Annotated in this window: 10 protein-coding genes, 1 other RNA gene and 1 pseudogene; all 12 read right to left on the bottom strand. The window is 60.5% G+C overall.

Annotation, left to right across the window (positions count from 1 at the left end; genetic code table 11):
• Positions 1–12: 12 nt before the first annotated feature.
• A complete protein-coding gene (murG, locus tag ACTG19_RS14960) occupies positions 13–1,095 on the bottom strand; it encodes an undecaprenyldiphospho-muramoylpentapeptide beta-N-acetylglucosaminyltransferase (protein WP_201990587.1) in 1,083 nt (360 codons plus the stop codon).
• Positions 1,095–2,276, bottom strand: a complete 1,182-nt coding sequence (gene ftsW / locus ACTG19_RS14955) for a cell division protein FtsW (RefSeq protein ID WP_005336154.1) — start codon at positions 2,274–2,276, stop codon at positions 1,095–1,097. Before ftsW ends, murG begins: the two co-directional genes overlap by 1 nt.
• Positions 2,273–3,555: pseudogene (gene murD, locus ACTG19_RS14950) on the bottom strand (UDP-N-acetylmuramoyl-L-alanine--D-glutamate ligase). The gene ftsW and the pseudogene murD overlap by 4 nt, the downstream one beginning before the upstream one ends.
• A 4-nt stretch (positions 3,556–3,559) precedes the next feature.
• Positions 3,560–4,642, bottom strand: a complete 1,083-nt coding sequence (gene mraY / locus ACTG19_RS14945; RefSeq protein WP_005355120.1) for a phospho-N-acetylmuramoyl-pentapeptide-transferase — start codon at positions 4,640–4,642, stop codon at positions 3,560–3,562.
• On the bottom strand, positions 4,636–5,991 hold the full coding sequence (locus ACTG19_RS14940) for a UDP-N-acetylmuramoyl-tripeptide--D-alanyl-D-alanine ligase (RefSeq protein ID WP_113740266.1): 1,356 nt from the start codon (positions 5,989–5,991) through the stop codon (positions 4,636–4,638). The genes mraY and ACTG19_RS14940 overlap by 7 nt, the downstream gene beginning before the upstream one ends.
• Positions 5,988–7,520, bottom strand: a complete 1,533-nt coding sequence (gene murE, locus ACTG19_RS14935; RefSeq protein WP_439989215.1) for a UDP-N-acetylmuramoyl-L-alanyl-D-glutamate--2,6-diaminopimelate ligase — start codon at positions 7,518–7,520, stop codon at positions 5,988–5,990. Before murE ends, ACTG19_RS14940 begins: the two co-directional genes overlap by 4 nt.
• Entirely contained in the window at positions 7,453–9,207 is a 1,755-nt protein-coding gene (locus ACTG19_RS14930; protein WP_113740264.1) for a penicillin-binding transpeptidase domain-containing protein, read from the bottom strand. Before ACTG19_RS14930 ends, murE begins: the two co-directional genes overlap by 68 nt.
• The gene (gene ftsL / locus ACTG19_RS14925; protein WP_005336166.1) at positions 9,204–9,518 is read right to left on the bottom strand and encodes a cell division protein FtsL; all 315 of its coding nucleotides are present in this window, start codon (positions 9,516–9,518) and stop codon (positions 9,204–9,206) included. Before ftsL ends, ACTG19_RS14930 begins: the two co-directional genes overlap by 4 nt.
• A 3-nt stretch (positions 9,519–9,521) precedes the next feature.
• Positions 9,522–10,460 carry a 16S rRNA (cytosine(1402)-N(4))-methyltransferase RsmH gene (gene rsmH / locus ACTG19_RS14920; protein ID WP_005336168.1) on the bottom strand — a complete coding sequence of 313 codons (939 nt, stop codon included), beginning with the start codon at positions 10,458–10,460 and terminating at the stop codon, positions 9,522–9,524.
• Positions 10,461–10,919, bottom strand: a complete 459-nt coding sequence (gene mraZ, locus ACTG19_RS14915) for a division/cell wall cluster transcriptional repressor MraZ (RefSeq protein WP_013723406.1) — start codon at positions 10,917–10,919, stop codon at positions 10,461–10,463. It abuts the gene before it with no gap.
• 441 nt (positions 10,920–11,360) lie between these two features.
• Positions 11,361–11,747, bottom strand: an RNA gene (gene rnpB / locus ACTG19_RS14910) — RNase P RNA component class A.
• A 157-nt stretch (positions 11,748–11,904) separates the two neighbouring features.
• Positions 11,905–12,738 carry a 16S rRNA (cytidine(1402)-2'-O)-methyltransferase gene (rsmI, locus tag ACTG19_RS14905; RefSeq protein WP_047438714.1) on the bottom strand — a complete coding sequence of 278 codons (834 nt, stop codon included), beginning with the start codon at positions 12,736–12,738 and terminating at the stop codon, positions 11,905–11,907.
• Between the last annotated feature and the right edge of the window lie 168 nt (positions 12,739–12,906).

Raw genomic sequence — 12,906 nt, 5'->3', positions numbered from 1 at the left:
CAACCTTGCTCATCAATCTTTACCACGCAGCCCGGTTGCGAGCTGTTTGCACTCATCTGCAACCCGCTCGGCCGCATCGGTGATGGCGACGCGGCGAGCCGCTTTCGCCATGTTAAACAGGGTCTCCCGGCGACCAGCCAGCCAGGTCAGGCGCGCCGCCAGTGAGGCGGTGTTCAGCTCGGACTGGGGTAGAAACTCGGCCGCTCCGCCGTCGACCAGAGTCAAGGCGTTACGGGTCTGGTGATCATCCACCGCATGGGGCAGCGGCACGAAAATGGCAGCCACACCGGCGGCAGCCACTTCGGAAACAGTCAGGGCACCGGCACGGCAGACCACCAGGTCGGCCCAGGCGTAGGCGCTGGCCATATCCTTGATAAATTCGCTCACCTCGGCATTGATGTCGTGCTGGGCATAGGCAGCAGAGACGGCCTCGGCATTGCCCTTGCCACACTGGTGACGCACTTCAATGTGCACGCCGGATGCCGCCACCGCAGCAGGTACCTGCTCGTTGAGCACCCGCGCCCCCAGGCTGCCACCCACGATCAGCAGATGCAGTGGCTCATCCCCGCTGCGCAGTTGCGGATCCGGCAGGGCGACCACTTCGGGACGCACCGGATTACCGACCACGGCGGTGCGACGGCTCGGCGCGAAGGCGCCCGGAAATGCCATCAACACCCGCCTGGCGATACGGGCCAGCAACTTGTTGGTCATGCCGGCAGCAGCATTCTGCTCATGGAGCAGCAGCGGGATGCCGGAGAACCAGGCCGCCACGCCACCCGGGCCGGAAGCAAAACCGCCCATGCCGAGCACCACATCAGGACGAACGGTCTTGAGTACCTGACGCGCCTGCAGGATCGATTTGACGATGCGATAGGGCGCAACCAGCAGTCGCTTGATGCCGTTGCCACGCACCCCCTGAATATCGATGAAGGAGATGGGATAACCGTGGGCGGGCACCAGCTCCGCCTCCATCCGGTCGGCAGTGCCGAGCCAGTGGACAGTCCAGCCCTGGGCCTTCAGGCGATCGGCCACGGCCAGACCGGGGAACACATGCCCACCGGTACCACCTGCCATCACCAACAGAGTCTTGCTCACTAAACCTCCCGCACGCGCGCCTGGGCTGTCGCCTGACGCAACTCAAAATCGATTCGAATCAACATGCTCACCGCCACCGACATGATGATGAGACTGGAACCACCGTAACTGACCAGCGGCAGGGTCAAGCCCTTGGTCGGCATCATGCCGCTGGCCGCGCCGACGTTGACGAAGGTCTGGAAGCTGAACCAGATGCCGATGCCGATCGCCAGATAACCGTCATAGAGCCGCTCTGCCACCAGCGCGCGATGCCCCAGCTTGAGTGCCTTGACCGCCAGCGCAAAAATCAGGAACAGGGCGCCCAGCACCCCGACGTAACCCAGCTCTTCACCGAGGATCGCAAACACGAAGTCGGTGTGCGCTTCCGGCAGGTACTCCATCTTCTGGATGGAGTTGCCAAGCCCTTCGCCAAACCAGCTGCCACGGCCAAACGCCATCAGCGACTGGGTCAACTGGTAGCCGCTGCCGAACGGATCGGCCCAGGGATCCATAAAGGAGGTCACCCGCCGCATCCGGTAGGGCTCGACGATGATCAGCATCACCACCGAACCGAGGCCCGCGCCGATCAGGGTCAAAAACTGTCCCAATCGGGCACCGGCCAGAAACAGCATGCCGAACGAGGTAACGAACATCACCACGGTGGAACCCAGGTCCGGCTGCAACAGCAGCAAGACCGCCAGCACCCCAAACACCGCCAGCGGTTTCAGGAATCCGATCCAGGCTTCGCGCACTTCGCTCTGGCGCCGCACCAGATAACCGGCCAGATAGACAAACAGCGCCAGCTTGCCAAACTCGGCAGGCTGCAGGTTGAAGGGGCCAAGCGGCAACCAGCGCACCGCACCGTTGACGTTGCGGCCCACCAGCAGCACCAGCACCAGCATCAAGATCGCCAGCAGCAGCATGGGGCCGTTGTGCTGTTGCCAGCGCGCCATCGGCACCTGCAACACAAACCAGGAGATACCGAGCGCCATCACCAGAAACAGGGCGTGACGCTTCACAAACATGAAGGGGTCATCCCCCAGCGCAATCCCCTCGGGGATCGACGCCGAGGCCACGATGACCACCCCGACCGCCATCAGGGAGAGCGCCAGCAGTACCAGTTGCCGATCGTAGAGACCGGCAGGACGCGCCGGTAACAACCAGCGCTGGAACAGACCTGCTGCTGCGCGAAGGGCGTTCATAGCGCCAGCACCATCTCGGTGAAGCGATCGCCGCGCACCTCGAACGACTTGAACTGATCGAGGCTGGCACAGGCTGGCGCCAGCAGCACCCAGTCACCGGGCTTGGCATCGGCCGCTGCTTTGGCAACCGCTGCGGCCAGGTCGGCCACCCGTTCGGTCTGCTCGCCCAGTGCCAGCAGCACCTCTGCATCCTGACCGAAGCAGTACATGTGATCGATCTGGTTGCCCAACAGCGCCTGGATCGGGCCAAAATCCTGCCCCTTACCCTGACCACCGGCCAGCAGCAGCAGGCGCCCCTTGACCGACTCGCGCACACCGGCAACGGCAGCCAGCGTGGCTCCCACGTTGGTGGCCTTGGAGTCGTTGATCCAGCGCACCCCGTTCACCTCGCGTACGAAGCGGGCACGGTGTGGCAAGCCTTCAAAGCGACGCAGCACGGTAAGCTGAGCCGCACGGGGAATACCGACCGCATCACATAGCGCCATGGCGGCCAGCGCGTTGGCCTGATTGTGGGCACCGACGATCTTCATCTCGGCTACCGCCAGCAGTGGTTCACCGTGCAACGTCAACCAGTAGCGGCCATCCAGCAGGCAACGGCCATAGCCATTGCAGTCGAGACCAAAGCTCTGCCACACCTGACCCACATCGGGCAGGGTCTGGGCATCGTCACGATTGACCAGAATGTGTTTGGAGTGCTGATGGATCTCCATCTTGGCGGCGCGATAGTCGGCCATACCCTGATAGCGATCCATGTGATCTTCGGAGAGGTTCAGCACCACGGAGCGGCAGCACGCAAACTGTGAGTAGTTTCCAGCTGGAAGCTGGAGAGCTCCAGCACGCAGAGATCCATCGGCTGCTTGAGCAGCTCCAGCGCAGGCGTGCCGATATTGCCGCCCACACCGACATTGAGACCGGCTTCGGCAATCATCTCGCCCACCAGGGTGGTAACGGTGCTCTTGCCGTTGGAGCCGGTAATGGCGATGACCGGGGTCTGGGTCTCGCGAACAAACAGCTCGATATCACCGACGATCTGCACGCCACACTCGGCAGCCGCTTTCAGTTCGGGGGTCGCCAGCGCGATACCCGGGCTCGCGACGATCATGTGCGCCTGCTTGAGCAGCGCCTCGTCGAGACCGTGAATGAGCTCTACCTCAGGCGGCAGTTGCTCCTTGCCGGGCGGGTTGGCGCGGGTATCCATCACCAGTGGCGTCACGCCACGGCCGAGGAAGTAATCGACACAGGAGAGCCCGGTTTTGCCCAATCCGATGATGATGACCATGGCCTTACCTCACCTTCAGGGTGGCAAGACCCAGCAGCACCAGCACGAGGGTGATGATCCAGAAGCGCACGATGACGCGCGGCTCCGGCCAGCCCTTCTTCTCGTAGTGGTGATGGATCGGCGCCATGCGGAAGATCCGCACGCCGCGCAGTTTGTATGAACCCACCTGCAGGATCACCGAGACGGTCTCCATCACGAAGACGCCGCCCATGATCACCAGCAGGAACTCCTGACGGACCAACACGGCGATGGTGCCGAGCGCGCCGCCCAGCGCTAGGGAACCAACGTCGCCCATGAAGACCTGCGCCGGATAGGTGTTGAACCAGAGGAAACCCAGACCTGCGCCGACGATGGCGGTACAGACGATCACCAGCTCGGAGGTATAGGGCACGTAGGGAATGTGCAGGTAGTTGGCAAAGTTGACGTTACCGGTAGCCCAGGCGATCAGGGCAAAGCCCCCCGCCACCATCACGGTCGGCATGATGGCCAGACCGTCGAGACCGTCGGTCAGGTTGACCGCGTTGGAGGTGCCAACGATGACAAAGTAGGTCAGCACGATAAACATCAGGCCAAGCTGCGGCATCACATCCTTGAGGAAAGGCACCACCAGCTGGGTCTGCCCCTCATGGGTTGCGGTCGCATAGAGGAACACCGCTACCGCCAGCGCTACCGCGGATTGCCAGAAGTACTTCCAGCGAGCGATCAGGCCGTCGGTATTCTTGCGCACCACCTTGAGGTAGTCGTCGGCAAAGCCGATGGCGCCGTAGGCACCCAGCACAAACAACACCAGCCAGACATAGGGGTTGTCGAGGCGGCACCAGAGCAGCACAGACGTGAAAATCGCAGCAATGATCATCAGGCCACCCATGGTCGGGGTGCCCCGCTTGCTGAGGTGGGACTCGGGACCGTCGTTGCGGATCACCTGACCAAACTTCAGGATCTGCAGACGGCGGATCAGCCGCGGCCCCATCCAGAGGGCAACCCCCAGTCCGGTGATGATCGACAGGATGGCGCGAAACGTTAGGTAGGAGAAGACGTTGAAGAAGGTGAAGTGCGGGGTGAGCAGTTCGGCCAGCCAGACTAGCATGTGGCTGACTCCTGATGGTCTTTGACCATCTCGACGATATCTTCCATGCGGGAGCCACGTGCCCCCTTGACCAGAATCGAAATTTCCTGATGTGTATTTATCATTTGCGCAAGCACTTCAAACAACGACGCCTTGTTATCGAAATGTCGGCCAGCCGCGGCATCTGCGGTATGGCGACTCTCTTCCCCCACTGTTAGCACGGCATCCAGACCACGCTCGCGGGCATGACGGCCAACCCGGGCGTGTTGCTCGGCAGACTCCTCACCCAGTTCCCGCATATCACCGAACACCAGTACCTTGAAGCCGCCCATGGCGGTCAGGGCATCGATGCCCGCCAGCACGGACTCCACGCTGGCATTGTAGGTATCATCCACCAGAGTCAGACCGCCCCAGCGCTGGACGCAGAAGCGCCCCTTGACCGGCGCCATCTGTTCCAGCCCCGCCTTGACGGAGCCGAGGGATGCGCCGAGGGCCAGACAGCCCGCGGCGGCAGCCAGTGCGTTGGCCACGTTGTGGCGACCCGGGATCGCCAGAGTCAGGCTCAGCTCGCCCTGCGGGGTCACCATCACGAACTCGGCGCAGCCTTGCTCGTTGAGCACAAGGTTGCGCGCGTGGAACGGCTGGCTCTGATCGTCGATGGAGAAGGCGCACTGAATGCCGCGTTCCCGCCACTTCGGCCAGAATTCGTTGTCGGCGTTGACGATGGAGGTGCCACCCTCGCTCAAGCCCTCAAAGATTTCGCTCTTGGCGTGGAACACCCCTTCCAGCGAGCCGAAGCCCTCCAGATGGGCCGCCGCCACGTTGTTGATGATGGCGGCATCGGGTTTGGCCAGTGAAGTCGTCCAAGCGATTTCGCCCGGATGGTTGGCCCCCAGCTCCATCACCGCAAACTTGTGTTGCGGTTCGAGGCGCAGCAGGGTGAGCGGCACGCCCACCTCGTTGTTGAAATTGCCAGCAGTGGCCAGCACTTCTCCTTCGTTGCGCAGGATGGCAGTTGCCATCTCCTTCACCGTGGTCTTGCCGCAGCTGCCGGTAATGGCCAGCACTTTCGGATTGATGCGCTCACGCACCAGTTTGCCGAGACGGCCCAGCCCCTTCAGACTGTCGGTCACCACCAGCTGGGGGATGGCCAGCGGCAGCTCACGCTCGACCAGCAGGGCAGAGGCCCCTGCCTGAACGGCCTGCTCGCAAAAATCGTGGGCATCGAAGCGCTCGCCGCGCAGGGCAACGAACAGGGCACCCGCGCCCAAAGTGCGGGTGTCGGTACTGACGACGGTGATCTCGCCGTCGTCACCAATCAGACGGGCATCGAGTACCTGCGCCAGCTCGGCAAGCCTGAGGGTCATCATTTGAATGACTCCAATAATGTGTGCAAGGCGGCCGCAACGGTTTCCCGGTCGCTGTAGTGCCGCTTGTCGGTTCCAATGATCTGATAATCCTCGTGACCCTTACCGGCCACCAAGATGATGTCCTGTTTGCTCGCCTGACCGATGGCCAGCGCAATCGCCTTGACCCGGTCGTGCTCCACCTGCACCGCAGCAGGATCGCGAAGACCCGCCACCATGTCGGCCATGATCCGGGCCGGCTCCTCGGTACGGGGATTGTCGTCGGTCAGGATCACGCGATCCGCATACTGCTCGGCCATGGCGGCCATCATGGCGCGCTTGCCGCGATCGCGGTCGCCACCACAGCCTACCAGGCACCAGAGCTGGCCTGTGCAGTGCACCCGCAGGGCCTGCAATGCCTTCTCCAGCGCATCCGGGGTGTGGGCGTAATCGACCACCGCCAGCGGCGTATCACCACCGCCGAAACACTCCATGCGACCGGTCACCGGCTGCAACTGAGGCGCTGTCGCCAGCAACTCGTTGAAGTCGTAACCGAGCACCAGCATCACACCCATCGCGGCCAGCACATTGCTGACGTTGAAGCGCCCGAGCAAGGGGGCGGATAATACACCATTCCCCCAGCTGGAGTTAATCTGCGCACGAAAACCTTGCTGGTGAAAATCGAGCTGCTGTGCCGTTAATTGACGGCCAGAATGGTGTTCAATCGGGCCATTAACGCTGAACGCCACCGCTGCCGGGTATTTTTCGAGCCACTTGGAACCCAATTCGTCATCCCGGTTAATCACCGCATTCGGCTCATCGACCAGCTGCAGCAACTGCTCTTTGGCCGCGCCATAGGCTTCCATGGTGCCGTGATAATCGAGGTGATCCCGGCTCAGATTGGTGAAAACCGCGGCGGCAAAGGGCAAAGCTGCCACGCGGTGCTGTACCAGACCGTGGCTGGAGACCTCCATCGCCACCAGATCCGCGCCCTGTTCTTGCAGCGCAGCCAGATTGGCTTGCACCTGCACGGCGCTGCCGGTGGTATTTTCCGCTTCGATCAAATTGCCAAACAGGCCGTTGCCGATGGTGCCCATCACACCCGCCTTGCCACCCAGCAGGGTGCGCCAGTTGGCGACCAGCAGCGCAGTAGTGCTCTTGCCATTGGTGCCGGTGATCCCGACCAGATCCAATTTTTGGGCTGGCTGATCGTAGAAATAGCCCGCAAGAGCAGAGAGGTGAGCGGGCAGATCCCGCATCCCGATACAGGGAACCGGAGTCGATGGTGGGATAAATTCACCATCCTCCTCAAACACAACAGCGGTCGCTCCCTGAGCCACCGCCTGTTCGATAAACCGTCTGCCATCCACCTGATGACCACGAATGGCCACGAAAAGCGAGCCGGGGCCAACCCGCCGACTATCCAGCTGGATATCGGTCAGGGTGAGCGCCGGCGCCTGGATACCGAAGGGGCGCAGTAATGCATCAAGTGCGCGGGACAAGAGAAGCCTCCGTACGGGCAAGTTTGGTGGGCACCGCTGGCGGCACCGCATCGGGACGAATATTGAAGAGCTGCAGCACCCCGCCCATGGCCTCTGCAAACGGTGGGGTCGCCACGGCGCCGCCATAATAGGCGCTGCCTTTTGGCTCGTTGATCACCACCACCATGACGAAACGGGGATCACTGGCGGGTGCGAAACCGGCAAACCAGGCCATGTAATCCTTGCCATAGCCACCGGCGACGGCGACCTTGGCGGTACCACTCTTGCCACCGACCCGATAGCCCGGGATCTTGGCTTTTGGAATGGCGTTGTCGACCACATACTCCAGCGCCTGCAACATGGCAGCGGCGTTGTTGTGATCAATCACCTGCTCCCCCTTGGGCGGCGTAGTCACCTTGACGATGGAGAGCGGCACCCGTTTGCCCTTGTTGGCCAGGGTGGCGTAGGCGGAAGCCAGCTGCAGCGGGGTGACTCGCAGACCATAACCAAACGAGAGGGTCGCTCGCTCGATATCGGACCAGCGACGACGCTGGGGCAGCATGCCGCTGCTCTCGCCCATCAGCCCGCTGCCGGTATCCATGCCGAAACCGAACATGCTGAGGGTGTTGATCATCTCCTGCGCCGGCATCCTCAGCGCGATACGCGACATACCTATGTTGGAGGAGTAGCGCAGGATGTCGTAGAGGTTGGTCGCCTTGTGGATACTGACGTCCTTGATCTGCTTGGCACCGATAAAGAGCGGACCACCGGGAATGAAATCTTTCCAGCTGGTGACACCTGCCTGCAAGGCACTGAGCAAAATCAATGGCTTGACGGTCGAACCCGGCTCGTAGGTATCGGTCACCACCCGGTTGCGTACCCGGAAGCTCTGATACTGGCCGCGGTTGTTCGGGTTATAGGAGGGGGTGTTGACCATGGCGAGTACTTCACCGGTCTTGATATCCAGCATCACCATGGAGCCGGAGGTCGCCTTGTTCTCGTCGGTTGCCCGCTTGAGGGCACGGTAGGCCAGAGCCTGCACCCGCTGATCGATACTAAGCTGCAGATCGTTGGCGTTCTTGCCCTCTTTAACGAGGCCAAGCCGTTCGATGACGCGGCCCTGACGATCCTTTCGTACCCGCATTTCGCCGGGTGTCGCCGTCAGCCACTCGTTGTAGCTGCGCTCAATCCCTTCAATACCGCTGCCATCGATGTTGGTCACCCCCACCAGATGGGCGCTGATCTCGCCGGTCGGGTAGAAGCGGCGCGCTTCTGGGCGCAGGTAGACGCCACCCAGCTTGAGCCCCTTGATATATTCTGCTACCGCAGGAGTAACCTGACGCTGCAGATAGACGAAGCGCTTGCTGGGGTTGGCGATGCGGTGTTTGAGGGTATTGATGTCGAGCTTGAGCACGGCGGAGAGCGCCAGCCAGGCGCGCTCATTATTGATGGCCCCGGATTCATGCACCGTCTTGGGATCGGCCCAGACCGCCTCGACCGGTACCGAAACCGCCAGCTGCTCGCCGTTGCGATCGGTGATCATGCCGCGCACCGCCTGGGTAGAAGTGGTACGCAGGGAGCGCATGTCACCCTCCTGACGCAGACGATCCGGATTGATCACCTGGATCCAGGCCAGACGCAGGATCAGACCCACAAACGCGATGCCGATAAACACCGCAAGCGTGCGAAAGCGCCACGGATAGATCGATGGCGCTTTGACATTCGCTTTGGCAGCTTTGGCTGTAGCCTTGCGTCTCATGGTTGGGTAATTACCTTCTCGGTGGTCACCAGCGGACGACCCATCTGCAACTTGTCCATCGCCAGACTCGCCACTCGGGAGTGTTCAGCCAGGGTGCCCTGCTCCAGCAGCAGGTGGCGCCATTCGATATTGAGGCGATCCTCTTCTGCCATCAGATCGTTCTGCTTGGCCGTCAGACCACGGGTCATGTTGGTCACCAGGATCACGGCAAACGCGGTCACCAGCACGGCGACCGACAGAAAAATCTGCAGCTTGTGCCGCCAGAGATCGGCAACGATCTCCTTGGCCAGATGAACACGCACTTCGCTCATCGCTTACTCCGCCAGCCGTTCGGCAACCCGCAGCACCGAGCTGCGTGACCGGCTGTTTTCAGATACTTCATGATCAGAAGGCTTGAGTGCCTTGCCGACCGACTTCAATTTGCGACCGCCTGCCAGCTGGGCCTCGGTCAAGGGAATGCCGTAAGGCACTTCCGGTCCCTTCTCATGCTTGCGGATGAAATGCTTTACCAATCGGTCTTCCAGCGAATGGAAGCTGATAACCGACAGACGGCCATGTGGTGCCAACACTTCCAATGCACCGTTGAGCGCGGTTTCGATCTCGTCCAGCTCGCTGTTGATATAGATGCGAATGGCCTGGAAACTGCGGGTTGCCGCATGCTTGCCCTTCTCCTTGCTCGGATTGACCCGGGCAATCATCTCCGCCAGTTGGCGGGTACGCACATAAGGCTCGGTCACTCGGTCGTGCACGATGGCACGGGCGATCTTCTTGGCAAAACGCTCCTCACCGAAGGTCTTCAGCACCCAGGCGATGTCATCCACATCGGCCTTGGCCAGCCACTCGGCGGCGCTCTGACCGGAGGTGGGGTCCATCCGCATATCGAGCGGACCATCTTTCATAAAGCTGAAGCCACGCTCGGCATCATCCAGCTGGGGTGAAGAGACCCCCAGATCCAGCAGGAAGCCATCCACCTTGCCCAGCAAACCGCGCTCATCCAGATAGGAGGCGATGCCAGAGAAGGGGCCGTGCACGATTTCGAAACGGGGATCCTGGATCTTGGCGGCCTCGGCGATCGCCTGGGGATCGCGGTCGATGGCGATCAGGCGGCCATTGGGGCCAAGGTGCTGCAGGATCAGACGAGAATGACCACCACGGCCAAAAGTACCGTCGACGTAGACACCGTCCGGCTTGATGGCCAGACCTTCAACGGCTTCGTGCAGCAGCACTGTGATGTGTTCAGCGGCTTGGGTCATTTATAAAGAGAAATCCTGTAGTCGTGGTGAGCTTGCCCAATCGTCCCCGGGCAGACCCAAGATGTCGTCATTGACCTGTTGTTGCCAGCGGGCTTCATCCCACAACTCAAACTTGTTGAGCTGGCCCACCAGCATGATTTTCTTGTCCAGCCCCGCATGGTTGCGCAGTGGCTGACTGAGCAGCAGACGGCCATTGCCATCCAGCTCGCATTCGGTTGCATGTCCCAGCAGCAGTCGCTGCAAACGGCGCTCTTGCGGATTCATGCTGGAGAGAGTCTTGAGCTTGCGCTCGACCTCTTCCCATTCATTCAGGGGATAAAGCAGCAGACAGGGATGGGCAATATCGATGGTGCAGACCAGCTGGCCGTCGCTTTCATCGCGCAGCCAATCACGAAATTTGGTCGGAATTGCCAGCCGCCCTTTACTGTCCAGGCTGATGGCATGAGCGCCACGCAACAAATTGCAGTCCCTGAAGGTGAGTGAGCAGGCAGATTGCCCCTCTAAAAACCACTTTGATCCACTTTTCCCCACCTTGAAGTTTAAGGACGAGCAGGGGGCTTTTCAAGCAAGGAGATGGGACAGAGGGAACATATTGACGCAGCAATTGCATACCGCGGATTGAGTGGGTTGATTTTCCACAAGTTATTTGGCGTTAGGCTCTGGCGATTAATTGAAATAAGTGAATGAACTGAGAACACACACAATATGCGGGTGCGAACAACCATCCTCGGTTCTATCACCATCTATCGCTGCCATCGTGCCAAATACGAAACTATTCGATTGATTTAAAACATATAATTTCATTCAAAATGACGAGAACAAAAATATCCCGTCAACGAAGCCATATTTCCCATGCATAAAAAAGAGCCCCGCGATAAATCGCAGGGCTCTTCGGAATGAGGTCGGAGTCGGCCTGTAAGCCGGGTTCTGTACCGGGTTGCCCCGGGTAGCAATCATTCCTCTAGGCCAGCAATCGCTCGCTGGCTCAAGCAACCTACCCGCCCCCAACGCGGGCCGCGCCAATAGGGGCCTATTTGGTCTTGCTTCGGGTGGAGTTTACCGTGCCACGAACTGTTGCCAGTCGCGCGGTGCGCTCTTACCGCACCCTTTCACCCTTACCTGATCCCTTGCGGGCCATCGGCGGTCTGCTCTCTGTTGCACTGGTCGTAGGCTCACGCCCCCCAGGCGTTACCTGGCACCCTGCCCTGTGAAGCCCGGACTTTCCTCCCCTCCGCCCGTCTGTCCCGAGGGACACAACGACGAAGCAGCGATTGCCCAGCCAACTCCGAGGCGCGGATTATAGCCTTGCGATACGCACGGGGTAAACCGGCAATTCCCGTTTACAGCCATTTATCGCGCTTTGGCCCCCGTTTACAGGCTGACTGATTGTCGATACAAAGGATTGCACAGGTCAGAAAAAAGTCTACTGGCCTATTTCATCGGCTCAATAGTGCTCGAGACCGTATTTATAGAGGGCATTCTTCTTCACACCGTGGATCTCGGCGGTCAGGGCGGCCGCTTTTTTCAGTGGCAACTCGGTCACTAGCAACCCAAGGGTACGGATCGCCTCGGCTGGCAGATCCTCTTCCTCTTTGGAGGCGCCAGCCACGACCAGCACGATCTCGCCGCGGCAGCGGTTGTCATCCTCGCCAAGCCAGGTCAGCATTTCAGAGGCTGGCAGACCGTGGATCGACTCAAAGGTCTTGGTCAGCTCACGGCACACCACCACCTGACGCTCGCCAAGAATGCGAGCAATCGCTTCCACTGTATCCTGCACACGGCGCGGGGATTCGTAAAACACCAGCGAACGGGTGTCTTCAATAACGGCTTGCAGACGATCGTCACGCCCCTTGCTCTTGGCGGGCAGGAAGCCTTCAAAGGCAAAGCGATCGGTGGGCAGACCGGCCGCGCTCAGGGCGGTGATGGCGGCACAGGGGCCGGGCAGCGGCACCACCTTGACCCCAGCTTCACGACAGCGGGTGACCAAGTGATAACCGGGGTCGCTGATGAGCGGAGTGCCGGCATCGGAGACCAGCGCAACACTCTTGCCCTCTTTGATCCTGCCGATCAGCACATCGGCTTTCTGCTGCTCGTTGTGATCGTGCAGGGCGAAGGTCGGTACCGATATTTGGTAGTGGCTGAGCAGGATACCGGTATGACGGGTATCTTCGGCTGCCACCAGATCGACACTGCGTAAAATATCCAATGCACGCTGGGTGATGTCCGCCAGATTGCCGATCGGAGTGGGGACTATATACAGGGTTGGGATGTCACTCATGGGATCTCCGAGTGCCCCGACAATTGTGTCGCCATATTGGCCCGTTTACACTATGGGGAACTTCAACACTGGTCGGGGAATGAACTTGAACCGGGTTACAAAGCAGCTAAGTGTATCACGACTCTTCGGCATCATACTCGCGGCAGTACTGCTCGCCGCCTGTGCGTC

This window comes from Aeromonas sp. 3P (genome assembly GCF_051919745.1).
GTDB classification, from domain to species: domain Bacteria; phylum Pseudomonadota; class Gammaproteobacteria; order Enterobacterales; family Aeromonadaceae; genus Aeromonas; species Aeromonas veronii.
Note: the sequence above shows the minus strand (reverse complement) of the source record. Positions and strands in the feature narration are given on the sequence as shown.

What these genes read in the sequence shown, in the direction of transcription:
- ftsW (WP_005336154.1), bottom strand. Translation starts at nt 2,276, where the DNA reads ATGAACGCCCTTCGCGCAGCAGCAGGTCTGTTCCAGCGCTGGTTGTTA.
- rsmH (WP_005336168.1), bottom strand. Translation starts at nt 10,460, where the DNA reads ATGACCCAAGCCGCTGAACACATCACAGTGCTGCTGCACGAAGCCGTT.
- ACTG19_RS14940 (WP_113740266.1), bottom strand. Translation starts at nt 5,991, where the DNA reads ATGATGACCCTCAGGCTTGCCGAGCTGGCGCAGGTACTCGATGCCCGT.
- mraY (WP_005355120.1), bottom strand. Translation starts at nt 4,642, where the DNA reads ATGCTAGTCTGGCTGGCCGAACTGCTCACCCCGCACTTCACCTTCTTC.
- ftsL (WP_005336166.1), bottom strand. Translation starts at nt 9,518, where the DNA reads ATGAGCGAAGTGCGTGTTCATCTGGCCAAGGAGATCGTTGCCGATCTC.
- ACTG19_RS14930 (WP_113740264.1), bottom strand. Translation starts at nt 9,207, where the DNA reads ATGAGACGCAAGGCTACAGCCAAAGCTGCCAAAGCGAATGTCAAAGCG.
- rsmI (WP_047438714.1), bottom strand. Translation starts at nt 12,738, where the DNA reads ATGAGTGACATCCCAACCCTGTATATAGTCCCCACTCCGATCGGCAAT.
- murE (WP_439989215.1), bottom strand. Translation starts at nt 7,520, where the DNA reads ATGCGGTGCCGCCAGCGGTGCCCACCAAACTTGCCCGTACGGAGGCTT.